General features: G+C 55.9%; 21 protein-coding genes and 2 pseudogenes. 12 read left to right on the forward strand and 11 right to left on the reverse strand.

The window, feature by feature from the left end; translation table 11 throughout:
* Positions 1-207: 207 nt before the first annotated feature.
* The gene (locus JEM67_RS08360; RefSeq protein ID WP_199635255.1) at positions 208-1047 is read right to left on the reverse strand and encodes an NAD(P)H-binding protein; all 840 of its coding nucleotides are present in this window, start codon (positions 1045-1047) and stop codon (positions 208-210) included.
* Positions 1048-1144: 97 nt separating this feature from the next.
* On the opposite strand from JEM67_RS08360, the gene JEM67_RS08365 reads away from it, so the two are divergent.
* Entirely contained in the window at positions 1145-1768 is a 624-nt protein-coding gene (locus JEM67_RS08365; RefSeq protein WP_199635254.1) for a TetR/AcrR family transcriptional regulator, read from the forward strand.
* 6 nt (positions 1769-1774) lie between these two features.
* On the opposite strand, the gene JEM67_RS08370 is transcribed toward JEM67_RS08365, so the two are convergent.
* From JEM67_RS08370 to JEM67_RS08385, 4 genes and pseudogenes are all read right to left on the reverse strand, one after another.
* The gene (locus JEM67_RS08370; RefSeq protein ID WP_199635253.1) at positions 1775-2335 is read right to left on the reverse strand and encodes a GNAT family N-acetyltransferase; all 561 of its coding nucleotides are present in this window, start codon (positions 2333-2335) and stop codon (positions 1775-1777) included.
* A gap of 151 nt (positions 2336-2486) precedes the next feature.
* Positions 2487-3914, reverse strand: coding sequence for an alkaline phosphatase (gene phoA / locus JEM67_RS08375; protein WP_199635252.1), 1428 nt, complete (start codon positions 3912-3914; stop codon positions 2487-2489).
* 138 nt (positions 3915-4052) lie between these two features.
* Positions 4053-4760 carry a glutathione S-transferase N-terminal domain-containing protein gene (locus JEM67_RS08380; RefSeq protein ID WP_199635251.1) on the reverse strand — a complete coding sequence of 236 codons (708 nt, stop codon included), beginning with the start codon at positions 4758-4760 and terminating at the stop codon, positions 4053-4055.
* Between the two features lie 63 nt (positions 4761-4823).
* Positions 4824-5030 (reverse strand): annotated as a pseudogene (locus tag JEM67_RS08385) (transcriptional regulator); the annotation flags it as partial.
* Between JEM67_RS08385 and JEM67_RS08390 the strand changes: the two are divergent.
* Positions 5021-5149, forward strand: a pseudogene (locus tag JEM67_RS08390) (antibiotic biosynthesis monooxygenase); the annotation flags it as partial. The pseudogenes JEM67_RS08385 and JEM67_RS08390 overlap by 10 nt on opposite strands.
* A 39-nt stretch (positions 5150-5188) precedes the next feature.
* Here the strand turns inward: JEM67_RS08390 and JEM67_RS08395 are convergent.
* Positions 5189-5920 carry an isochorismatase family protein gene (locus JEM67_RS08395; protein WP_126481369.1) on the reverse strand — a complete coding sequence of 244 codons (732 nt, stop codon included), beginning with the start codon at positions 5918-5920 and terminating at the stop codon, positions 5189-5191.
* A 126-nt stretch (positions 5921-6046) separates the two neighbouring features.
* Here JEM67_RS08395 and JEM67_RS08400 point away from each other — a divergent pair, with 126 nt between their 5' ends.
* Together JEM67_RS08400 and JEM67_RS08405 are read left to right on the forward strand one after the other, a co-directional pair.
* Positions 6047-6934, forward strand: coding sequence for a LysR family transcriptional regulator (locus JEM67_RS08400; RefSeq protein WP_199635250.1), 888 nt, complete (start codon positions 6047-6049; stop codon positions 6932-6934).
* A 195-nt stretch (positions 6935-7129) separates the two neighbouring features.
* Positions 7130-7630: an AAA family ATPase gene (locus JEM67_RS08405; RefSeq protein ID WP_199635249.1), complete on the forward strand. Its 501-nt coding sequence runs from the start codon at positions 7130-7132 to the stop codon at positions 7628-7630.
* Between the two features lie 96 nt (positions 7631-7726).
* Here JEM67_RS08405 and JEM67_RS08410 read toward each other — a convergent pair whose 3' ends face one another.
* Together JEM67_RS08410 and JEM67_RS08415 are read right to left on the reverse strand one after the other, a co-directional pair.
* Positions 7727-8158 (reverse strand): hypothetical protein, encoded by a 432-nt coding sequence (locus JEM67_RS08410; protein WP_199635248.1) that lies wholly within the window; start codon positions 8156-8158, stop codon positions 7727-7729.
* Between the two features lie 30 nt (positions 8159-8188).
* On the reverse strand, positions 8189-9496 hold the full coding sequence (locus tag JEM67_RS08415) for an MFS transporter (protein ID WP_199635247.1): 1308 nt from the start codon (positions 9494-9496) through the stop codon (positions 8189-8191).
* A gap of 935 nt (positions 9497-10431) precedes the next feature.
* Between JEM67_RS08415 and JEM67_RS08420 the strand changes: the two genes are divergently transcribed.
* Positions 10432-10764 carry a hypothetical protein gene (locus tag JEM67_RS08420; RefSeq protein WP_233527593.1) on the forward strand — a complete coding sequence of 111 codons (333 nt, stop codon included), beginning with the start codon at positions 10432-10434 and terminating at the stop codon, positions 10762-10764.
* A gap of 353 nt (positions 10765-11117) precedes the next feature.
* Positions 11118-12710: an ABC-F family ATPase gene (locus JEM67_RS08425; RefSeq protein WP_013812161.1), complete on the forward strand. Its 1593-nt coding sequence runs from the start codon at positions 11118-11120 to the stop codon at positions 12708-12710.
* Between the two features lie 47 nt (positions 12711-12757).
* Here JEM67_RS08425 and JEM67_RS08430 read toward each other — a convergent pair whose 3' ends face one another.
* From JEM67_RS08430 to moeA, 3 genes are read right to left on the reverse strand one after another with little or no spacing between them, the layout of a single operon-like run.
* Entirely contained in the window at positions 12758-13354 is a 597-nt protein-coding gene (locus JEM67_RS08430) for a phage holin family protein (RefSeq protein ID WP_199635246.1), read from the reverse strand.
* Between the two features lie 31 nt (positions 13355-13385).
* Positions 13386-14144, reverse strand: coding sequence for a molybdopterin-synthase adenylyltransferase MoeB (gene moeB / locus JEM67_RS08435; protein ID WP_199635245.1), 759 nt, complete (start codon positions 14142-14144; stop codon positions 13386-13388).
* Between the two features lie 2 nt (positions 14145-14146).
* The gene (gene moeA / locus JEM67_RS08440; RefSeq protein ID WP_199635244.1) at positions 14147-15385 is read right to left on the reverse strand and encodes a molybdopterin molybdotransferase MoeA; all 1239 of its coding nucleotides are present in this window, start codon (positions 15383-15385) and stop codon (positions 14147-14149) included.
* A gap of 114 nt (positions 15386-15499) precedes the next feature.
* On the opposite strand from moeA, the gene JEM67_RS08445 reads away from it, so the two are divergent.
* The 6 genes from JEM67_RS08445 (at position 15500) to gsiD (ending at position 22764) form a co-directional block, all read left to right on the forward strand.
* Positions 15500-16036 carry a DUF924 family protein gene (locus JEM67_RS08445; protein ID WP_013812166.1) on the forward strand — a complete coding sequence of 179 codons (537 nt, stop codon included), beginning with the start codon at positions 15500-15502 and terminating at the stop codon, positions 16034-16036.
* A 421-nt stretch (positions 16037-16457) separates the two neighbouring features.
* Entirely contained in the window at positions 16458-17414 is a 957-nt protein-coding gene (locus JEM67_RS08450) for an isoaspartyl peptidase/L-asparaginase family protein (RefSeq protein ID WP_199635243.1), read from the forward strand.
* A 19-nt stretch (positions 17415-17433) separates the two neighbouring features.
* Positions 17434-19311 carry a dipeptide ABC transporter ATP-binding protein gene (locus tag JEM67_RS08455; protein ID WP_199635242.1) on the forward strand — a complete coding sequence of 626 codons (1878 nt, stop codon included), beginning with the start codon at positions 17434-17436 and terminating at the stop codon, positions 19309-19311.
* A gap of 23 nt (positions 19312-19334) precedes the next feature.
* On the forward strand, positions 19335-20873 hold the full coding sequence (gsiB, locus tag JEM67_RS08460; RefSeq protein WP_199635241.1) for a glutathione ABC transporter substrate-binding protein GsiB: 1539 nt from the start codon (positions 19335-19337) through the stop codon (positions 20871-20873).
* Positions 20874-20925: 52 nt separating this feature from the next.
* A complete protein-coding gene (gsiC, locus tag JEM67_RS08465) occupies positions 20926-21846 on the forward strand; it encodes a glutathione ABC transporter permease GsiC (RefSeq protein ID WP_199635240.1) in 921 nt (306 codons plus the stop codon).
* A gap of 9 nt (positions 21847-21855) precedes the next feature.
* On the forward strand, positions 21856-22764 hold the full coding sequence (gene gsiD / locus JEM67_RS08470) for a glutathione ABC transporter permease GsiD (protein ID WP_199635239.1): 909 nt from the start codon (positions 21856-21858) through the stop codon (positions 22762-22764).
* Positions 22765-22884: the final 120 nt, after the last annotated feature.

Below are 22884 nucleotides of genomic sequence, written 5' to 3' on the forward strand. Positions count from 1 at the left end.
AAAAACTACTTTTGTAACTAAAAAAAGAGGAATATAAGCAGGAATAATACATTTATTATTGCGGGCTAAATATAACCGTTAAATTAGCAGGGGTTAATTGCCGCTGATTTAAACGATATTGCCTTATCACACAATATTTAGCGATCGGTTGCAAAAGGTAGCCGGTAACAAAACGAAAATGGCCGCCGTGTGGCGGCCAGCATCCGATTAGCGCGGTTGCCAAATACCGCGGGTTGCGGTGTCGGCGGCATAGGTGCTGAAATCACGCGCCGGGCGCCCAAGGCTGCGTTGAATGTCGTCGGTCAGTGATGCATTGCGCCCATCCAGTACCGTACTGAACAGATACTCCAGCAAGCTGACCATCTCCTCCGGCAACTGCGCTTCGCGCAGATAACCGACATAATCGACTATCGGCACCTGCTGATAGAGAATCTCACGTCCGCTGGCGGCGGCAATCTCGCTAATGGCCTGTTCAAATGTCATCAGTCGCGGGCCGGTTAGTTCATATACCCTATTGCTGTGGCCGGGCTGAGTGAGTGCGGCGACCGCGATGTCGGCGATATCATCGGCATCAATAAAGGGTTCTGGAATTTCGCCCGGCGGCAAATAAACCGTGCCGTTCAGCAACTCTTCGTAAATAAAGCTTTCGCTGAAGTTTTGCATAAACCAGCTGGCGCGCAATATCGTCCAGTCCGCGCCGCTGCGCTCTACCATTTCTTCTGCCTGGCGAGCTTCGTCTTCTCCGCGCCCGCTGAGCAACACGATCTTTTGCACACCCCCCGTTACCGCCTGTCGGCAAAAACGTTCAATGGTGTCGATGGCGCCCGGCACCGCCAGATCGGGCTGGAAGCTGAGATACACCTTTTTCACATCCTGTAAGGCCGGTTGCCAACTGTCGCTGTCCTCCCAGTCAAAAGGAATGGCGGCGCCACGGTGGCCGGGGCGTACGGCCACGCCTTGCTGTTGCAAACGCGCTGCTACACGGCTGCCGGTTTTACCGGTGGCGCCTAAAACCAGTATCGGTGAGGTCATATCGCTGTTATCCATCGTCCATCTCCAAAATGTGAGTGTTACTCATGTTTTGTAAATATGATAAACCCTCGTATTATTGTCAAGGTAGTTTTTGGTTCAAAGGACGATGCTGATGAATGACAAGCAAAAAAATCCACCCGCGTTACGGCGTAAACCCAGCCAGACGCGGAGCCGTGAGAAGGTGGAGCTGATCCTGGATTGCGCCACCGCGCTGATAGCCCAGCAGGGCAGCGATGCGATGCGAATGAGCGAAGTGGCGCTCAATGCCGGTATTTCCATTGGGGCGCTGTACCAGTACTTCCCGGATAAGACCGCTATTGTGCGCGTGTTGGCACAGCGTTATAACCAGGAAGCGCGCGAATGCATTGAGCAGTGTTTAACTGAAGTGCAGAATTTTCCACAACTGATCGAGGCTTTTAGCTGCCTGATTGACGAATATTATGCCTTGTTTATGGCTGAGCCCGTCATGCGGGATATCTGGGCGGCAACGCAGGCCAACAAAACGCTGCGCGAAGAAGAGGTGGCGGAAAGCCGATTGAACGGTGCGTTGCTGGCGGCGGCGATACGGCGTTTGCGGCCACAGGCGGATCCTGTTGCGGTTGAAAATGCCGCTTTTCTGCTGATGCATCTGGGCGAAGCGACGATGCGCCTGGCGGTCAGTACCGGCCCCGATGAGGGCCGCGAACTGGTGGAGAGCTATAAGCAAATGGCGGCGAAGGTGCTGGCAGATGCCTAGAACGCGCTACGGTTGTCTGCGCTGCCATTCTTCGTTCAACAAGGCGTAAATAAACTCGTCGCCCCACTCGCCGTTGAAACGGTCGTTTTGCCGCAGGTGGGCCTCTTTACGCAGGCCCAGCCGCTCGACCACGCCGATCGAGCCCTGATTGGCGGCATCGAGCCGGGCAAAGATGCGGTGGCAGCCCACTTCGCTGAAGCCTCGCTCCAGCACCGCACGCACTGCTTCTGCGGCATAGCCTTTACCGGCGTAGACCGGGTTGAAAATATAGCCGATCTCTCCTTGCAATGCCGCGCGGTTGGCCAGTTTCAGCAGCACTTCACCGATCAATTCCCCGCTGTCTTGCAGAGTGACCGCACAATAAAAGATATCGCCATCCTCACTGAAACGCGAAGCCACAGCCTGGGAAAGCTGTTCTTCCAACTGCGCATCGCTCGGCGTGGGGGCGTACAAATACCGATAAACTTCCGGAAGGCGATGATAAGCCGCGTAGGCGTTGAGATCGGCAGGGGTAAAGCGGCGTAGCCGCAGACGTTCGGTGGTAAATGGCAGGTTAATCAACTGCAAGGGCTCATCCTTTTCATCTGGGCGCTTTGGCGCGAAGTGAAGACGCAAGGGTGAATATAGCCGTTAATCGAGCATTTTTAACCTGTTAAAGCTGCTTCTCCTCCTGATATTCAGGAGGAGAAGGGATAGAGCAAGCTACCGGGCAACCGACTTACTTAATCGCCATGGCGTCACGCATGGTGTAGAACAGGTCGGTCTGATCGGTCAGCCCCACGACGTTAGCGGCACGCGGGCCGTAGGCGGCAACGCGCAACTGGGTGCCGGTGTGTCCCTGAGAGCCTTCCTCCGAGTTACCGTAGCTGATGGTCATTGGCGCACCATCTTTGGTGGTCAGCGTTTGCGTCAGGCCTGGCGCTTTGGCATCGACGGCAATAATCTGGCTGGAATGGGCGTGGTCGGCGGTGACAATCACCAGCGTGTTGCCGTCGGCGCGGGCGAAGGCCAGCGCTTTCTGTACCGCTTCATCCAGATCGACCGTCTCGCCGAACTGGCCGCAAGGGTTGGCTTCATGGTCCTGCTTGTCGATCGATGCACCTTCCACCTGCAGGAAGAAACCGTTTTGCTGATTTTTCAGCAGTTCTATCGCTTTTTCTGTCATTGCCGCCAGCGTTGGGATGTCGGCAGTACGTGCCGGGTTGTTCTCGCAGGTGACCGCCGGTTGGTCGATATTACCGTGATGCGAGGCTTTTGGGCCCTGCCAGCGCACCGGCATATTGCCGGCGGCAAACAACCCCAGCAGCGGTTTTTGCTGATTGGCTACGCTGATGGCATTCAGGCCGTCAAGGTTTTCCACCCACTGATAACCCAGCGCGGTTGCCTGGTCTTTCAATGACTTTCCCTGCCATTCGCCGCTTTTCGCCAGCTGATTAAAGGATTTCGCCCCACCGCCCAGCGAGACGTCGGCGCGGGTTTTGAGCAATTGCTCGGTGATAGAACCACGGCCGCCATTCTCCAGCGCGTTGGTGGCGCATTTTTCGCTGGTTTCTTCCGGGCCGTAACATTTGCGAGAGGTGACATGCGAGACCTGCGCTGCCGGTGTGGCGTCCTGTAGCTCGGCGGTGGAGACGTTGCCGGTGGCTTTACCTGCCGCCTTGGCGATTTCCAGCAGCGTCGGCTGATCCTTGCCGTTGACGTCAACTCCCAGCGCGCCGTTATAGGTTTTTACGCCGGTTGACCATGCGGTCGCCGAGGCGGCGGAATCCGTCACGTAATCTGGCTTGTGGGTTTTCTTATCCAGCGAGTAATGGGTGTATTGACCGGTCAGCGGCAGGGCATCAATGCCTTTAAAATAGCCGCCCGCGCCTTCTGCGTAGTTGCGCGCCGAGGTGATTTCAGAATCGCCCATGCCGTCGCCAATCAGCAAAATCACGTTTTTGACCGTTTTGTCAGACAGCGAGGCTTTCAGTGCGGCGGTTTGATCGCCGCTCAGACGGCGTGCGCCGCCCGGCTCCACGATGTTACCGCGCGCCGCGCGCTCGGAGAGACCCGCGGTATTGGCCGGTGTTTCATCGGCGAAGGCGGTGGAACAAAGCAGGGCGGATAATACGGCGCCAGCGATCAAAGAAACGGGCTGCAGCATGGGAAAACTCCTTGTCGTAATAATAAAACATAAATAGCATCAGTTTGTTACGCAGGGAGAGTAGTGCAGAGGTGTGACACTTTTATGACGATGCGGGGAGCGAAAATGGGATAGCCAGCGGCTATCCCAGGCAATAAATTATTCGTTACGAGCGGGAATATTCAGGCCGCGTTGTACTGCCGGGCGTACCAGCCCGCGCTCCAGCCATTGCCCCACCCGTGGGAAACTGTCGAATTCCACCAGTTCGCGCGCTTCGTAGAAACCGATCAGGTTGCGCACCCAGCCCAGCAGAGAAATGTCGGCGATGGTGTAATCCTGGCCCATGATCCACTCGCGGCCTTCGAGGCGGCTTTCCAGCACGCCGAGCAGGCGTTTGGATTCATTTTTATAACGCTCCAGCGGGCGTTTATCTTCGTATTCACGCCCGGCGAAGCGGTGGAAGAAGCCGAGTTGGCCGAACATCGGGCCGACCGCCGCCATCTGGAAAAATACCCATTGGATGGTTTCATAGCGCTGCGCGGGATCCTGTGGCAGGAATTGACCGCTTTTCTCTGCCAGATACAGCAGGATGGCACCGGATTCAAACAGCGCCAGCGGCTTACCGCCTGGGCCATCGGGATCGATAATCGAAGGGATTTTACCGTTAGGGTTCAGCGACAAAAACTCCGGTGTCCAGGTTTCATTCTTGCCGATATCGATCAGGTGCGCTTCATAAGGCAGGCCGATCTCTTCGAGCATAATGGACACTTTTACGCCGTTTGGCGTCGGCAAGGAATAAAGTTGCAGCCTTTCCGGGTGCTGCGCGGGCCAGCGTTTGATAATCGGGAATTGGGTTTGATCGAGCATGAAGAGTCCTCGGGTTGACGGTTTGCCTATTGAGTATTGCACCAAAGCTAACGCGTTGCGGGGTTAAACCGTGAGGTCAAAATGTGCTTTCAGAGCATTCTTGCCGGTGGCGGTGAGTTGCAACTCGCGGCTATCGAGCCGGCGCCTTATCCAGTCGCGCTCGATAAAGGCGTTAAGTAGCGCTGCGCCAAGTGCGCCGCCAAGGTGAGCCTTGCGTTCGCTCCAGTCCAGGCAGCCGCAGGCGAAGCGCCGCCGTGAGGGCGCAGGCGCGTGGCCGCCATGATGTGCTGGCGCAGTACCGCCTGCGGGTGGCTGAGGTGGTGCGCGACTATGGTTTGGATCAGCGCGATCAAGCGCCGCAGGACAGTTGCGGCTATCACGCAGGTTAGTGCAAAGCCCGCAGGGTGCGGGCTAAGACGACGAGAGAATTATTTGGCTTCGCTGCCGACTTTCATGGCGCCGGCGTAGTTGGCGCCCATGCCCCAGCTTGCGCCATGTTCGCCGGCAATCTTCAATACCCCGCCGGCGGTGGTCTTATGGCTCCAGTCCTGTTGCCATTCCAGCATCAAGGCTACCCAGTTGACCGGTGTGGCGCCGGCCTGAATCAGGCGCTGCATGGCGTTATGTTGGGTATCTGCGGTGATATCACCGGTAACGTCAGACAAAATGTACACTTCGTACCCCTCCCCCAAGGCGGAAAGGGCCGGCAGCATCACGCAACTGGCGGTCCACAGGCCACCGATGATAATTTTTTTGCGGCCGGACTTTTTGATCTGTTCAACCACGCGCGGATCCTGCCAGACGTTGATGGCGGTGCGGTCATAAACTTTCAGATCCGGCCGAGCCAGGGTCACCTGCTGGAAAAAGGGGCCGGCAAAGCTTTTGGCGTTGGCCGAAGCCAAAATCGTCGGCACGTTGAAGACCTTGGCCGCTTTGGCAATGCCGGTGGCGTTGTTCACCAGGTTGGTTTGATCGATAGAGGAGATGGTCATGCCGAACATGTCCTGCAGATCGACCAGCAGCAGCAGGCTATTGTCCGCCGTCAGCGGTTGAACGTAACCGGCCTGGCGTGCATCGGCGGTTACCGGTTGCGCCAGGGCGGCGAAGGGGGTTGCTGCGCTGCTGAGGCTGAGCAGTAGGGCGATGAGGGTCTTTTTCATTGTTAACTCCATGAGTGCCGGTTTTTTACTTCATACAGATGAAGCGAGCGATCGGGAGTTTACTGATATTGATGAAGTTAATAATCTATGGTTTATTTAATTGATAATTAACTTATAGGAAATTATATGGACGTTTTACTGGCGATGCGGGCATTCCGCCGCGTGGTTGAACGCAACAGTTTTTACAAGGCCGCTGAGGATCTGGCGGTGACGCCCGCCGCCCTGAGCAAGCAGATCAAGCAATTGGAAGCCCGGTTGGCCACGGTATTGATCGCACGGACGACGCGAACCATGAGCCTGACCGAGGCGGGGCAACTGTACTATCAGGAAGCTTGCCGGCTGCTGGGCGAATTTGATGCGCTGGAGCAGACGGTCGCCGCCAGCGTGCAGCAGGTGTCCGGCACGCTGCGGATCAATGCGCCGCTCTCTTTTGGTCTGATGGTGTTGTCGCCGCTGCTGCCGCAGTTTATGCAACGTTACCCAGAGTTGCAGGTGGAACTGACGCTGGACGATCGGGTACTGGACGTAGTGGCCGCCGGTTTTGATATTTCGCTGCGTATTCGCCGTCATTTGCCGGATTCGTCGCTGAGCGCCCGTTCTCTGGGGGAGGTGCAGCAGCGGCTCTGCGCCGCACCGGCTTATTTGGCGCAATATGGCACGCCGAAAACGGTGGCGCAGCTACAGCATCATCAGTGCCTGGCCTATTCGCTGGCGGAAAAGCCCGGCCATTGGCACTTTACGTTGGGGGAAGAGAATCTGAGCGTGGCGGTCAATCCCAGGTTGACGGCGAACAACAGCCTGATGCTGCGCGACATGATTGGCGCCGGGTTAGGCATTGGTTCGTTGCCGTCGTTTGTCGCCGATCCGGAGATTGCCGCCGGCCGACTGGTGCGGTTGTTCCCGGATTTCTCCAGTGAGGCGCATCAGGTATTTGCGGTGTATCCAACGCGCCGTCATGTTCAGCATAAGGTGCGGCTGTTTACCGATTTTATCCGTGAAGCCTGGTTTTGTTAGGCCGCCTTAGTTTCGCTGTTGACAGCACTCCCGGCTTTATTCTATTGATAGTGGATGAACAAAAACCGACTTGTATTCGCGCAGATTATTATCACCATTCTCAGAGTGGTGGGATAGCGCGTCTCTTTCAAGCCAAAACCCGCCAGTAAGGCGGGGCAATCTCTCCTCCTGCTGGCTATCACCCAGGAGGACGTCATGGAAAATCACCCCCACGCTGTTTTACATCTGATGTGCGGCAAAGCCGGCTCAGGCAAGTCAACGTTGGCAAACCTTTTGTCGCAGCAGCCACAAACGCTGCTGATTGTTGAGGACAGCTGGCTGGCGACGCTGTATGAACAACAGATGGCCGGATTGCAGGATTACGCCCGTTATTCGGCCCGGCTGCGGCAGGCATTGAGTGAACATATTGTACAACTGCTGCGTAATGGGCTGTCGGTAGTGCTCGATTTTCCGATGAACACGCCGGATCGTCGTCTTTGGGCCAGACAATTGGCGGATGCCGCCGGTGTTGGTCATTGTCTGCATTTTCTGGACGTCAGCGATGTGCAATGCAAGAGCCGGATAAAACTGAGAAATGAGCAGGGCGAGCATCCTTTCGTGCTAAGCGAAGAAACCTTCGATCTGCTTACCCACTACTTTGTTTCCCCTTCAGAGGAAGAGCGGCTGACTGTGGTCAGATACGGTGATCATGCCTGAGTCAGCCCGTTTGAGGGACGTGGTTTCAAACGCGGTATCGACAGCGACCTCGCTCTGCGGTGCAGAGCGGGTGTTATCTCTTGCGTTAACGGAAAGCTATGCCAGCGCGTTCCAGCGCTGTGCAAGCCCCAGCAGATGAACCAGACCCAGACAGAGACAAATCAACGAACTTATGACGATGAATTTGTCACTGCGACCGGTATTACGCAGCGCCAGGGGGCCGGCAATGCCGCGCAACAGATAGATGAACGTGATGAGGCACAGCACGGGGCGTAGCAATGGCAGCGGTGCAATAATGCCAGCACCGGCCAAAGCGTACAGCGCCCAGATAAACAACACCAGGGCGATACCTGCGGTCGCGATGTCCGGAAATTTCTTGCCGGCTTCGGCTGCGCGGATAAAGCGTTCGCCGGCGCCACACAGACGATATCCGCGCGGCCCCGCCTTGATCACCCAAACATGCACCAGGGCCGCAATGGCGCTCAGTCCTGCACCCGTCAGTAATGCCAAATTATAAGGGGTATCCATACTTCTTTTCGCTCCTGGGATAGAACTGCGTCAGTTTTTGTGCCGCTCCTTGAACACCGTAGCGGCAATCAGGCTGAGAGTCAGCATGCCGGTGACATACCAGGCCGGCGCCATAGGATTGCCGCTGACATCCAGCAGCCAGGTGACGACGAGCTGCGCCGACCCGCCAAACAGCGTAACGCCGAAGGCGTAAATCATTGAGGTGCCGGTTGCGCGTACATGGCGCGGTAACGCAGAGACGATCAGCATGGTGCTCGACAACATATTGACCCCTAAAGCACCGATCAGCAAGATGCGAAAGAGGATTGCCAGCCACAGATAGTGTGTGGAGCCTAGGAACCAGAATGTGGGATAAATCAGTATCAGGGCGGCAAAGATAGAGAAAAGCAGCGGCTTTTTGTAGTTTTGTACCCGATCGACATAACGGCCGGCGAAATAAACGGCGACGATTTGCACCACGGAAGCAATGCAACTGAAGAGATAGGCGGTGGGGGCGGCAATATGATAGGTCTGCATCATATAAGTCGGCATATACAGCAGCACAATATAAACCATCACGGTGCCGGACATAATGATCAGCATCCCCAGCAGCAGGTCTTTAAAGTGATTGCGCAGCACATCCCAGACCGGGTTAACCTGTGGGCGTTCGTGATCCACCACCTCGCCGCTATAGGTTTCCTCCAGGTGTTTACGGATATACACGCCGACGGGAATAATCAGCAGGCCGATGATGAAAGGCACGCGCCAGCCCCAGGAATAGAGGGCTTCTTCCGGTAGAAAATAGGTCAACAGCAGCCCGAAAGAGGCGCCGAGCAAGGCGCTGATGCCTTGGCTGATCGCCTGCCAGCTGACAAAGAATCCCCGCTGGTTGGCCCCGGCTGACTCCAGAAGCAGGGTGGTCGCAGACCCCACTTCACCGCCGGCGGCAAAACCCTGAATCAATCGCCCGACCACGATCAGCATTGGCGCGAAGAGGCCTATTTGCGCATGGGTGGGGGCAAAAGCAATCAGCGCCGTGCCGACGCCCATCAGGACAATGGTCATTAACATCGCAGCCTTACGACCGACCCGATCGGCGTAGGCGCCCAGCACCATGCTGCCTAGCGGACGCATAATAAAACCGACGCCAAAAACGGCCACCGACATTAATAAAGATCCGTAGGCCGTGTCGCTGGGGAAATACAGTTTACCGATAATGGCTGCAAAGAAGCTGTAAACGGTGAAATCGAAGATCTCCAGTCCGTTACCGAGGCTGGCGCCAAAAATGACCTTATAATTTATCGTTTTCTTGTCGATCGTCCGATTCTCGGATAACTCGTTTTCAACAGTGTTTGTCATTATTTCTATCTCTCGCGATGGGCGGCATGTTTTTATTGTTAATGTTTCACCAGTGATACCTGAGGGATGCGGTTTGTTGCGATCACACCATTGCAACCTCTTGTTTACATATACTTGTATGTACAACTATATGCAATACAGGTTGTTTGTGGTGTGAAAATGGAAGTTAATTAATTTAATTTATTGTTTATTAAGTGGTTTGTATGGATTCTGGTAAGGAGTTAACCCAGCCAGACTGACGATTTAGTGACCTGCCACACACAAAGGATCCGATTCCCTGTGGGTTTTAAGAGGTGAATCACAATTTTAATCGTAGAGAGGAATCTGTGGTGGTGAGGTTCTGTCGTAGCAATAAAAATGGCTACTCGGCCTGAAGGAGAGGGTAAAGGCAAAGCATTTACTTAATCCAAGGGAATAATGGTTTATCACCCGCAGGTTAACGTTATTTTTTGTTGAGATGTTTAACGTAAATATTGGCTACCTCTATCACTCAGATGATAAGCCTGATAGTTTCTTTAGGCCTGCCTGTGAGTAATTAATATTTTGTGTGAATTTAATTTATTTAAATAATCGTTGTGGTGAATACAAATATGTTTTCTCGAACGCAGGCAGAAATACGAGTAATCCAGGATATTGAGACGTCTCGCACAAGGCTCCCTATGCCCTGATGCTGGCGGAGCAACTCGCCACGCTTGGCGTACACCGGATGGGGGATTATCGCATTCGGCATGTTAGGGGAATGGGGAGGTTTCAAAAATGGCCGAAGAAAAGCAAGATCATGGCTAATGATCGCATAAGAGTGCATGAATCAAACTATTTTATAGATTGTAATGAATCATGTTATTAATACGGCTGTAAGTTTTTTATTTGCAATGATTATATTTATGTGATTAGGTTGGTGTAAGGTAAATTATTTGTGAATGCAGGTGGGGTTTATGAAAAGGATTTTTATCGTTGCTACTTTGTTTTTTACTTCGTTATGTTCTCTCTATGGCTACGCAAATGAAAATCATTATGAAACCATAGAAAGTAACTTATCCCAGGTTGGTTATTTTTCCTTAGGAATGAATGGCTTTGCTGGCAAGGTTAGTGAAGGAGAAGTTGCTGTAATAGATATTATTAAAAGCAAAGGAGCAACTGATGTTTTCCTGAGAATAGCCAATAATCCCAAGGCAACGCCAGAAAGTAAACTCTATGCAGCTTGTGGATTGAAGCAACTAGGTAAACTAAATAATAATGACGTAAAATCCATTTTTGAAAAAGAGTGAGATGATAATGTTTCGATATTGAAAGCAGACATTTTAAGAAAAGAAAAATTTAAATATTTATATTTTGGCATTTTAAATCATGGATGCATGTGAGTAAATTTACTGAATTATTCTATTTCTTGGGGAAGTGGCTCATGACAACCTTCAAGCGGTAATAGTTTCACCGAGATCCCTCCGTCAGCGAGCAGCTTGCATTGCGCCGAGCCATGGGGCCGGCATGCCGGGTTAACCTCATGATCCTCTGTCGCCGCACTTTTGCTCAAATTGTCACCGAAACTTCCCGCGATCTCTTATCCTCGTTATGGCATAATGCGCGCCAAATCACATTCCCAATGATATGAAGAGCGAGCGCTGTGTTAAGCACTAACAACATCACTATGCAGTTTGGCAGTAAGCCGTTGTTTGAAAATATCTCCGTCAAGTTTGGCGGCGGTAACCGCTACGGTTTGATCGGGGCCAACGGCTGCGGCAAATCCACCTTTATGAAAATCCTGGGTGGCGATCTGGTGCCGAGCGGCGGCAACGTGTTCCTCGATCCGAACGAACGCCTGGGCAAACTGCGTCAGGATCAGTTCGCTTTCGAACAATACAGCGTGCTGGACACCGTCATCATGGGCCACCACGAGCTGTGGGCGGTGAAGGAAGAGCGTGACCGCATTTACGGTCTGGCCGAAATGAGCGAAGAAGACGGCTATAAAGTGGCCGATCTGGAAGTGGCTTACGGCGAGATGGACGGTTACACCGCAGAAGCGCGCGCCGGCGAACTGCTGCTTGGCGTAGGCATCCCGGTTGAACAGCATTACGGCCCAATGAGCGAGATCGCGCCGGGCTTCAAACTGCGCGTATTGCTGGCGCAGGCGCTGTTCTCCGATCCGGAAATCCTGTTGCTCGACGAACCGACGAACAACCTGGACATCGATACCATTCGCTGGCTGGAGCAGGTGCTGAACGATCGTAACAGCACCATGGTCATCATTTCGCACGACCGTCACTTCCTGAACATGGTCTGTACTCACATGGCGGATTTGGACTACGGCGAGCTGCGCGTTTATCCGGGTAACTACGACGAATACATGACCGCGGCCACTCAGGCGCGTGAGCGTCTGGTTGCGGACAACGCCAAGAAGAAGGCACAGATTAACGAACTGCAATCGTTCGTGAGCCGCTTCAGCGCCAACGCCTCCAAATCCAAGCAGGCGACCTCTCGCGCCCGCCAGATCGACAAGATCCAACTGGAAGAAGTGAAGGCCTCAAGCCGTCAGAACCCGTTCATCCGTTTTGATCAGGACAAGAAACTGTTCCGTAACGCGCTGGAAGTGGAAGCGCTGACCAAAGGCTTCGATAACGGCCCGTTGTTCAGCAAACTCAACCTGATGGTTGAAGTGGGTGAGAAAGTGGCGGTGCTGGGCCCGAACGGTATCGGTAAATCCACCCTGCTGAAAACGCTGGTGGGTGACGCCCTGCCGGACAGCGGCAGCGTGAAGTGGTCCGAAAACGCCAAGATCGGCTACTACGCTCAGGATCACGAATACGAGTTCGATGATACCCTGACGGTATTCGACTGGATGAGCCAGTGGAAGCAGGAAAAAGACGACGAGCAGGCGGTGCGTAGCGTGCTGGGGCGTTTGCTGTTTAGCCAGGACGACATCAAGAAGAAAGTTAAGGTGCTGTCCGGTGGTGAAAAGGGCCGTATGCTGTTCGGCAAGCTGATGATGCAGCGCCCTAATATTCTGGTTATGGATGAACCAACCAACCACCTGGATATGGAATCCATCGAATCACTGAACATGGCGCTGGAAATGTACGAAGGCACGTTGATCTTCGTCTCCCACGACCGTGAGTTCGTCAGCTCGCTGGCGACACGCGTGCTGGAAATGACGCCGACCAAGGTTGTCGACTTTACCGGCAACTACGAAGACTATCTGCGTAGCCAGGGTATCGTTTAACGTCGTAATAGGCGAAAGCTAATGGGCCGTTTTGACGGCCCATTTTTTTAATCCTTCCAGGTAAATGTGGTGCTGATCAGCCGTATGCCATAGTGACCGACTTGCTCAACCACGAATATCCCATCCATTCCTTGTTTACGTTGCTGGTGTAGTGCTTCTTTTGACGAGCAAAGCGTGATCCAGTGCCCCAGTGTTATATCTTTAATTTGTAAACCGGCTTCGCAGTGACCATGTTTACCTCTGGAGGGGCCAGGAAAAGTAACATCATAGTCCGTGACATAACTGACCGTTTTTTCGGGGAAAAACCAAACCACATAGTCATGGTACATTAACCCCGGAATGCCAAAGAAACACAGGCCAGCAAAGAATGGCTGCACAATATCCCAGAACGGCTTATTTTCCATTCTAAGTTGTGGGAGTGCTTTCCAGGCACACCACAAACCCCCAATAGCACCCACGCTTAATGCGGTTGCCCATTGCGGTACCCAGTCATAAAGAAAAATGGCAAAGCGGAAACGGAAGCTAAATAGCATCAATACAAAATAGGCTAATAACAAGGTGATGACGAAAAGTCCCTTGAACCCCAAATGCTTTATTTTGGAGATCATGGAACGCCACACATTTCGTTTACGGTAAATAAACATAATTAGTTGATCTATGCCTCCTTGCAAAAAATCAGATATCCCCGCCGCACACCTCGCACTGCGGGTTTTTCGGCAACTTCATCTCGCGGAACTGCATCGTCATGGCGTCGAACATCAGCAGTTTTCCGGTGAGGGGTTGGCCGTAATGCGTCAACAGCTTAATCGCTTCCAGAGCTTGTAGCGTGCCGATAGTGCCCACCAGCGGTGCCATAACCCCAGCCTCGACGCAGGTCAGGGCATTTTCGCCGAATAACCGGCTCAGGCAGCGGTAGCAGGGCTCGTCCGGCTGGTAGGTGAATACGCTGAGCTGCCCCTCCATGCGGATCGCCGCGCCGGAAACCAGCGGTTTGCGTTGCGCATGGCACTGGCGGTTGAGCAGATCGCGTGTCGCTACGTTGTCGGTGCAGTCCAGCACCAGATCGCAGGCGGCAACGTGCGCCGCCATCTGTTCGTCGTTCAACAGCCCGTCCACGGCATCAATACGGATATGCGGATTGATGGCGCTCAGCTCGAGGCGAGCCGATTCGACCTTCGTCATGCCAAGGCGTGCATCGCGATGCAGGATCTGGCGTTGCAGGTTGGAGAGGGCGACGGTGTCGAAATCAACCAGCGTCAGGTGGCCGACGCCCGCCGCAGCCAGGTATGGCGCAGCAGCGCAACCCAGCCCGCCGAGGCCGACAATCAGCACTCGAGCGGCCTTCAGTTTTTCCTGGCCGTCGAAGTCAAAGCCGCGCAGGATAATCTGGCGGTTATAGCGCAGCGTTTCGGCGTCGGTTAATTCCGGCAGCATGTTCAGCTCCTCAACAAGTTGTTGAATGGCTCGATCTCCACCGTTTCGCCAACCGCCACGGAACCGCGTTCGCGCTCCAGCACGATGAAACAGTTCCCCTGACTGAATGAACTGAATACGTGCGAGCCCTGATGGCCGGTGGTGCTCACTTCCAACTCGCCCTGGGCATTGCTGCCAAACACGCCGCGCTGGAAATCAAGACGACCCGGCGCCTTCTTCAGCGGCGTCAATGCGCGTGCGCGCAGGCGCGGTGGCAGACGCCATTCGCTGTGGCCAGCCAGTTTTGCCAGCAACGGCTGCACCAACTGGTAGAAGGTCAGGGCGGCGGAAACCGGGTTGCCCGGCAGGCCGCAGAACCAGGCGTGCTTCAGCTTGCCAAACGCAAAGGGTTTGCCGGGTTTGATCGCCAGTTTCCAGAAACTGACCTCGCCCAACTCATCGAGCATTTGCTTGGTGTAGTCGGCTTCACCCACCGACACACCGCCGCTGCTGATCACTACGTCAGCCTGGCTGTCCGCCTGCTCAAAAGCGTTACGCAGCGCGTTCTGGTCATCACGGATAATGCCCAGATCGAGAGTCTCGCAGCCCAATTGTTCGAGCATCAGGCGCACCGCAAAGCGGTTGGTGTCATAAATTTGCCCGGCTTCTAGCGGCTGGCCTACCGGCTGCAGCTCGTCGCCGGTGGAGAACACCGCGACCTTCAACTTGCGGATCACCAGCACCTCGGCGACGCCGAGCGAGGCCAGCAACGGCAACTGCGCGGCGCCCAGTTTGACGCCGGCAGGCAGCACGCCGGCGCCCTGTTGGATATCTTCTCCCGCCAAACGGATATTTTGCCCGGCGCGCACTGCGGCATTGAAGCGAACGCCGGCATCGTTCACCTCGGCCTGCTCTTGCATGATCACCGCCTCGGCGCCGGTTGGGATCGGCGCGCCGGTCATGATGCGCACACAGGTGCCGGCCGGCCAGTCACCGTTGAACGGCGCACCGGCAAAGGCTTTGCCTGCGACCGGTAACGGGGCGTTGGCATGCAGGTCTGCGATACGCACCGCATAACCGTCCATGGCCGAATTGGCGAACGGCGGCACGTCGATCGGTGAAATCACCGGCGCGGCGGTAATGCGGCCGGCGGCGGCGTTCAGGGGGATGGATTCGGTCTGCTGCAGGGGAGAGAGTTGGCCGAGCATCTTCTCCAGCGCCTGCTCAAGGGAAATGAGATCGGAAGTATGGCAATGATCCATAAAGGGAACTCCGTAATCAGGGTGCGCGAAAAACAGCGGCAAAGTGGGAGTATTATGGCAGATAACGCCGAAGGGGAGAACGGGTTACACTGAGTAAAACAAGGGAGAAAGGTTATGCATAAACAGGTCATAGATTTCTGGTTCGAGGAGATCGATCCGGTAATGTGGTTCAAGAAAGACGATGATTTCGACAACCGGTTGCAGGTGCGTTTTGGCGAATTGTGGCACGCGGCGGCGGCGGGGGAATTGGCGCACTGGCGCGAAACTATCGAAGGACGGTTGGCGGAGGTGATCGTGCTCGATCAGTTCAGCCGTAATCTGTATCGGGGTACGCCCCGTGCATTTTCCAGCGACTGCATGGCGTTGGTGCTGGCGCAAGAGGCGATCCGCTCCGGGCAATGTGAACAACTCAGCCGCGAACAGCGCGGTTTTCTCTATTTACCCTTTATGCATTCGGAATCGGCGGTGATTCATCAGCAGGCACTGGCGTTGTATACCGAACTGAATAATGGCGATCAGTTGGAATTTGAATTACGGCATAAGGCGATCATTGATCGTTTTGGCCGTTATCCGCACCGTAATGCGATATTAGGCCGGATCAGTACGCCGGAAGAAGAGGCATTTCTGCTGTTGCCAGGGTCGGGTTTCTGAATATTGATTATCTGCTTTCAACCGGCGAAAAAACCGCAGGTTGAACGCTTCACGGCTATTTATCCAGAGCGATCGGTTATTTTTTCGGAAAATTACTGTCCATCAAGTAGGGCGCTTGCCAAAAATATCAGACATGACTTCTTGCGTGAATGCTTTGATCTAACACCCTGTTTTTATTCCACTAAGCTATTTCAAGGTGCAAAATGGTCTAAGAAGGCTACGCTAAATGCTGAACGGCGACTTTATGCTTTACTTCGATTGCCGGGCTAAATATAGTCGAAAAAAGTCTGAATAATAATTACACCCGTCGTATTTCAAGCATACCTGGCGGCTCCCGAGCTGGCCGCCTGGCTGCAACTTGAAATCCATAGGGGATAGGCGTCTTGGAAAAGGGCTGGAATTAACACAGGGTGTCAGGCAAATGAGCAAACCAGTGATTGCCATTCATGGCGGTGCGGGCGCAATTACCCGTGCGGCGTTGAGTGCAGAAAAGGAACAAGAATATATTCAGGTGCTGTCCGGCATTGTCGCCGCAGGCCAGAATATTTTGGCCCAGGGCGGTAGCGCGCTGGATGCGGTCACCGAGGCGGTGAGGTTGCTGGAAGAGTGCCCGCTGTTCAACGCGGGCTTGGGTTCGGTGTTCACCCATCAGGGCACCCACGAACTGGATGCCTGCGTGATGGACGGCCGCACCTGCGATGCCGGCGCCGTGACGGGCGTTAACCGGATCCGCAATCCGGTGCTGGCCGCGCGTGCGGTGCTGGAAAACAGCCAACATGTGCTGTTCGCCGGTGAAGGCGCAGAAAAATTCGCCGCGGCCCACGGCCTGGAAATGGTCACCCCCGATTTCTTCTTTACCCAGGAACGTTTTGATCAACTGCACCGCGCTCAGGCGGAGCAGGGCCGGGTGCTGCTCGATCATGACGGCGCGGCGCAGACCGGCGATCCGATAGACCCCGAGCGCAAATTCGGCACCGTCGGTGCGGTAGCGCTGGACGCATTAGGCAATCTGGCGGCCGCCACCTCAACCGGCGGTATGACCAATAAACAGGCCGGCCGGATAGGTGACACGCCGATCATCGGTGCCGGCTGCTATGCCAACAACGCCACGGTGGCGGTCTCCAGCACCGGCACCGGCGAAATCTTCATGCGCGGCGTCGCGGCTTACGACGTTTCTGCCTTGATCGAGTATGCCGGTCTGAGCCTGCAGCAGGCCAGCGACCGGGTGGTGATGGAAAAACTGCCGGCAATGGGCGGCAGCGGCGGGCTGATCGCCATCGACCGCCACGGCAACGTGGCACTGCCTTTCAACAGCGAAGGAATGTACCGCGGCTTCGGTTATGTCGGCGATGCGCCGTCCATAGGGATTTATCGCTAACCGATCACCAGGAGGGTGCATGACCGATACTTCAATGCCGCCGGCGGCGGACTCCGGGCTATTTCTGCCGCCGCAGCGCGTACTGTCGGTACGCGATCTTGGCATCCGTTTTAACCAGCAAGGCGACACCGTCGAGGCGGTGCGCCACCTGTCATTTGACATCGATCGCGGTGAAACGCTGGCGATCGTCGGCGAGTCCGGCTCGGGCAAATCGGTGACCTCTCTGGCGTTGATGCGGTTGGTTGAGCAGGGCGGCGGCGCTATCGTCAGCGGCATCATGCCGTTTCGCCGGCGCAACGGCGAGGTACTGGATCTGGCGCGAGCGCGTCAGAGCACCTTGCGAACCCTGCGCGGCGCCGATATGGCGATGATTTTTCAGGAGCCGATGACGTCGCTGAATCCGGTGTTTCCGGTAGGTGAGCAGATCGCCGAGTCTCTGCGGCTGCATCAGGCTATGGGCGGCCGCGCCGCGAAACAAGAAGCCTTGCGCATGCTCGATCTGGTGCGCATTCCCGAAGCCAAAGAGGTGCTTAACCGTTATCCGCACCAGCTTTCCGGCGGCATGCGCCAGCGGGTGATGATCGCCATGGCGTTATCTTGCAAACCCGCGCTGCTGATTGCCGACGAACCGACCACCGCGCTGGACGTCACCATTCAGGCGCAGATCTTGCAACTGATTCGCGTATTGCAGCAGGAAATGCAGATGGGGGTGATTTTCATCACTCACGATATGGGCGTCGTGGCGGAAATTGCCGATCGGGTGCTGGTGATGCATCAGGGCGAACAAGTGGAGCAAGGGCCGGTGCGCGAGTTGTTCGCCGCGCCGCAGCAGCCCTACACCCAGGCGTTGCTGGCGGCGGTACCCAGACTGGGCTCGATGGCAGATAAAGACTTCCCGGCCAAATTCCCGCAGCCCAGCGGCGAAGACAATGGATTGCCGCAGGACACCGTGCCCCCTGGCGCAGCACCGATCCTGCGGGTGGAAAACCTGGTCACGCGCTTTGACCTGCGCAGCGGTATTTTCAACCGAGTCACCCGTCGGGTACACGCGGTGGAAAACGTCAGTTTTGATCTCTATCCCGGCGAAACGCTCGGGCTGGTGGGGGAGTCCGGCTGCGGCAAATCCACTACCGGCCGTTCGCTGCTAAAGCTGGTGGACAGCCAACATGGCACCATCACCTTTGACGGCCGCCAGATTAACCAACTGAAAGGCTCGGCGTTGCAGCACCTGCGGCGCGATATCCAGTTTATCTTCCAGGATCCTTACGCTTCGCTGGACCCGCGGCTGACCGTCGGCTTTTCGATTATGGAGCCGCTGTTGGTGCATAACGTGGCGCGTGGCAAGGCGGCGGAGGAGCGTGTGGCCTGGTTGCTGGAGCGCGTAGGGCTGAAACCTGAGCATGCGCGACGTTACCCGCATGAATTTTCCGGTGGTCAGCGGCAGCGTATCTGTATTGCGCGTGCGCTGGCATTGAACCCGAAGGTGGTGATTGCCGACGAGTCGGTGTCGGCGCTTGACGTGTCGATTCAGGCGCAAATCGTCAATTTGCTGCTCGATCTGCAGCGTGAGCTCGGCATCGCATTCTTGTTTATCTCGCACGATATGGCGGTGGTGGAACGCATTAGCCATCGCGTGGCGGTCATGTACCTCGGCCAGATCGTCGAAATTGGCCCGCGTCGGGCGGTGTTCGACAACCCGCAGCACGCTTACACCCGCAAACTGATGGCGGCGGTGCCGGTGGCCGATCCGGCACATGTCCATAAACGCCAACCGTTGTTGGTGGATGAAATTCCCAGCCCGATCCGCGCGTTGGGCGATGAACCCGTTACCGCACCGCTGGTACAGGTTGGGCCGGGGCACTTTGTTGCCCGCCACCCTATCGCCGGTGCTTATTAAAGACCTCAGGAGAGACAAGCGACATGAAGCACACATTCAAACGTAATGCGTTGGTGGCCGCCGTGCTGCTGGCGGTGGTGGGCGCAGGCCCGGCCTGGGCGGCGAAGGATGCGGTGATTGCCGTGGCTTCCAACTTCACCACGTTGGATCCGTACGACGCCAACGACACGCTGTCTCAGGCGGTGGCCAAGTCTTTCTATCAGGGGCTGTTCGGCTTCGATAAGGACATGAAGCTGGTTAACGTGCTGGCGGACGGTTACGAGGTGAGTAAAGACGGCCTGACTTATACCCTCAAACTGCATCCGGGGGTGAAATTCCACGACGGCACCGAGTTCAACGCCGAAGCGGTGAAGGTGAACCTGGATCGCGCCAGCAACCCGGACAGCCATCTCAAACGTTACAACCTGTTCAAGATGATCGACAAAACCGAAGTGGTGGACGCCAATACGGTGAAAATCGTGCTGAAGGCACCGTTCTCGGCCTTTATCAACAATCTGGCGCACCCGGCGGCGGCGATCATTTCCCCGTCGGCGCTGAAGCAGTATGGCAAAGATATTGGCTTCCATCCGGTGGGCACCGGGCCGTATCAGTTCGTGACCTGGAACCAGACCGATTTCGTCAAGGTGAAGAAGTTCGACGGCTATTGGAAGCCAGGGTTGCCGAAGCTCGACAGCATCACCTGGCGCCCGGTGGTGGACAACAACACCCGCGCGGCGATGCTGCAAACCGGCGAAGCCACCTTTGCCTTCCCGATCCCTTACGAGCAGGCCAAGGTGCTGGAAGGCAATACCAAGCTCGACGTAGTGGCTGCACCGTCGATCCTGCAACGTTATATCAGTCTGAACGTCACCCAGAAGCCGTTTGATAATCCGAAAGTGCGCCAGGCGTTGAACTACGCCATCAACAAGGATGCGCTGATCAAAGTGGCGTTCTCCGGCTACGCGGTACCGGCGGAAGGCCCAGTACCGCCGGCGATCGACTTCGCTACCCGCTACAAGCCGTGGCCGTACGATCCGGCCAAGGCGCGCGAACTGCTGAAAGAGGCCGGCTATCCGAACGGTTTCACCACCACGTTGTGGTCTTCGCATAACCACAGCACCGCGCAGAAAGTGCTGCAGTTTGCCCAGCAGCAGCTGGCGCAGGTTGGGGTGAAAGTGACGGTGACCGCGATGGATGCCGGCCAGCGTGCCGCGCAGGTGGAAAGCGTTGGTGTGAAAGACACCGGCGTGCGCATGTTCTATACCGGCTGGTCGGCGTCGACCGGCGAGGCGGATTGGGCGCTGTCGCCGCTGTTCTCCACCCAGGCTGCGCCACCCAAGCAGTTCAACACCGCGTTTTACAGCAATCCGCAGGTGGACAAGGATCTGACCGGTGCGCTGGCGACCACCGATCGTGCCGAGAAGCAAAAACTCTACAAGGATGCGCAGGATCGGATCTGGGCCGACGCGCCGTGGATCTTCCTGGCCACAGAGCGCCTGCTGTCGGCCAACAACAAACAGCTAAGCGGTTTCTATGTGATGCCGGATACCTCGTTCAACTTTGATAATGCCGATCTCAAATAAGGTGCCAATCCCCGCCCTCTATCCGGGGGCGGGGTGAGGGGATTAACCCGACATGCTTAATTATTTTCTGAAACGACTGCTGGGTCTGATCCCGACGCTGCTGATTGTCGCGGTGCTGGTGTTTCTGTTCGTTCATCTGCTGCCCGGCGATCCGGCGCGGTTGGCGGCGGGGCCGGATGCCGACGAAGCGGTGGTGCAACTGGTGCGCAAGGATCTGGGGCTGGATAAGCCGTTGCCTCAGCAGTTCGTCCATTTTTTTGTCAATGCGCTACAAGGCGATTTCGGTACCTCGATGGTATCCAAGCGCCCGGTGAGCGAAGAGATCGGCTCGCGCTTTTTGCCAACGCTGTGGCTGACCCTCACCAGCATGCTGTGGGCGGTGATCTTCGGCATGGCCATTGGCATGGTGTCCGCCGTGTGGCGTAACCGCTGGCCGGATCGCCTGGGCATGACGCTGGCGGTCTCCGGCATTTCATTCCCCGCCTTTGCGCTGGGCATGCTGCTGATGCAGGTATTTTCCGTCAACCTCGGCTGGTTGCCGACGGTGGGCGCCGACAGTTGGCGGCACTATATTTTACCCTCGATTACGTTGGGCGCTGCGGTGGCGGCGGTGATGGCGCGCTTTACCCGCGCTTCATTCGTTGAGGTTATGCAAGAGGACTATATGCGCACCGCGCGTGCCAAGGGCGTGCGAGAAACCATGGTGGTGGTGAAACACGGGCTGCGCAACGCGATGATCCCGGTGGTGACCATGATGGGATTGCAGTTCGGCTTTCTGCTTGGCGGTTCTATCGTGGTGGAGAAAGTCTTTAACTGGCCGGGGCTGGGCAGGCTGCTGGTCGATGCCGTCGAGATGCGCGATTACCCGGTGATCCAGGCCGAGGTGCTGTTGTTTTCTCTGGAGTTCATTCTGATTAACCTGTTGGTGGATATGCTGTATGCGGCAATTAACCCGGCGATACGCTACAAATGAGGGCGCTGCATGATTAAGCATTGGCGACGTAATGCTGCATTGAAGGCGATGCCGACGATCAACCCTAACGCGGTGCGCACGCCGTGGCATGAGTTTTGGCGGCGTTTCCGCCGACAGCATGTGGCGCTGGTCGCGGGGGTGTTTGTCCTGCTGTTGGTGGCTGCAGCGCTGTTGGCGCCGTATCTGGCCCCGTTTGATGCGGAAAACTATTTTGACTATGACCGCCTGAACGAAGGCCCTTCGCTGGTGCATTGGCTGGGCGTGGATTCGCTGGGACGGGATATTTTTAGCCGCATTCTGATGGGCACGCGCATTTCGCTGGCCGCCGGCGTGTTCTCGGTACTAGCCGGTGGGTTGATTGGCACGTTGCTGGGTCTGTTGGCGGGCTATTATGAAGGCTGGTGGGATCGTATCACCATGCGCATTTGCGACGTGCTGTTCGCGTTTCCCGGCATCCTGCTGGCGATTGGCGTGGTGGCGATCATGGGCAGCGGCATGGCCAATGTGATTATCGCGGTGGCCATTTTCAGCATTCCGGCGTTTGCCCGGTTGGTGCGGGGCAATACCCTGGTGCTGAAGCACCTGACCTATATCGAGTCGGCACGCAGCATTGGCGCTTCGGACTGGACCATCATCATGCGGCATATTCTGCCGGGAACCCTTTCGTCGATCGTGGTGTATTTCACCATGCGTATCGGCACCTCGATCATTACCGCCGCCAGTCTGTCGTTCCTCGGCCTGGGCGCGCAACCGCCGACGCCGGAGTGGGGCGCGATGCTCAACGAGGCGCGTGCCGATATGGTGATTGCGCCGCACGTGGCGATTTTCCCCAGTTTGGCGATTTTCCTCACCGTGCTGGCGTTCAACCTGTTGGGCGACGGGCTGCGCGATGCGTTGGATCCGAAACTGAAGGGGTGACTTTGGGTCTGTTGCCTTTGCGCGTCCGGGCCGGTTTCGCCATGATGCGTGGCGCACATTTGAATGGGCTAACACCACTCCTCGGTGTTATTATTCGTTCAATAAGCCGTGTTGCTTGCA

This window comes from Serratia sp. PAMC26656, from assembly GCF_016469055.2.
Classification (GTDB): domain Bacteria; phylum Pseudomonadota; class Gammaproteobacteria; order Enterobacterales; family Enterobacteriaceae; genus Serratia; species Serratia plymuthica.

Bases quoted from the DNA above. Each gene is read 5' to 3' on its own strand.
- gsiC (WP_199635240.1), top strand. From the start codon at position 20,926: ATGCTTAATTATTTTCTGAAACGACTGCTGGGTCTGATCCCGACGCTG.
- JEM67_RS08445 (WP_013812166.1), top strand. From the start codon at position 15,500: ATGCATAAACAGGTCATAGATTTCTGGTTCGAGGAGATCGATCCGGTA.
- JEM67_RS08405 (WP_199635249.1), top strand. From the start codon at position 7,130: ATGGAAAATCACCCCCACGCTGTTTTACATCTGATGTGCGGCAAAGCC.
- phoA (WP_199635252.1), bottom strand. From the start codon at position 3,914: ATGCTGCAGCCCGTTTCTTTGATCGCTGGCGCCGTATTATCCGCCCTG.
- JEM67_RS08420 (WP_233527593.1), top strand. From the start codon at position 10,432: ATGAAAAGGATTTTTATCGTTGCTACTTTGTTTTTTACTTCGTTATGT.
- JEM67_RS08395 (WP_126481369.1), bottom strand. From the start codon at position 5,920: ATGAAAAAGACCCTCATCGCCCTACTGCTCAGCCTCAGCAGCGCAGCA.
- JEM67_RS08410 (WP_199635248.1), bottom strand. From the start codon at position 8,158: ATGGATACCCCTTATAATTTGGCATTACTGACGGGTGCAGGACTGAGC.
- JEM67_RS08450 (WP_199635243.1), top strand. From the start codon at position 16,458: ATGAGCAAACCAGTGATTGCCATTCATGGCGGTGCGGGCGCAATTACC.
- JEM67_RS08430 (WP_199635246.1), bottom strand. From the start codon at position 13,354: ATGTTTATTTACCGTAAACGAAATGTGTGGCGTTCCATGATCTCCAAA.
- JEM67_RS08415 (WP_199635247.1), bottom strand. From the start codon at position 9,496: ATGACAAACACTGTTGAAAACGAGTTATCCGAGAATCGGACGATCGAC.
- moeB (WP_199635245.1), bottom strand. From the start codon at position 14,144: ATGCTGCCGGAATTAACCGACGCCGAAACGCTGCGCTATAACCGCCAG.
- JEM67_RS08455 (WP_199635242.1), top strand. From the start codon at position 17,434: ATGACCGATACTTCAATGCCGCCGGCGGCGGACTCCGGGCTATTTCTG.
- moeA (WP_199635244.1), bottom strand. From the start codon at position 15,385: ATGGATCATTGCCATACTTCCGATCTCATTTCCCTTGAGCAGGCGCTG.
- gsiB (WP_199635241.1), top strand. From the start codon at position 19,335: ATGAAGCACACATTCAAACGTAATGCGTTGGTGGCCGCCGTGCTGCTG.
- gsiD (WP_199635239.1), top strand. From the start codon at position 21,856: ATGATTAAGCATTGGCGACGTAATGCTGCATTGAAGGCGATGCCGACG.
- JEM67_RS08380 (WP_199635251.1), bottom strand. From the start codon at position 4,760: ATGCTCGATCAAACCCAATTCCCGATTATCAAACGCTGGCCCGCGCAG.
- JEM67_RS08400 (WP_199635250.1), top strand. From the start codon at position 6,047: ATGGACGTTTTACTGGCGATGCGGGCATTCCGCCGCGTGGTTGAACGC.
- JEM67_RS08365 (WP_199635254.1), top strand. From the start codon at position 1,145: ATGAATGACAAGCAAAAAAATCCACCCGCGTTACGGCGTAAACCCAGC.
- JEM67_RS08360 (WP_199635255.1), bottom strand. From the start codon at position 1,047: ATGGATAACAGCGATATGACCTCACCGATACTGGTTTTAGGCGCCACC.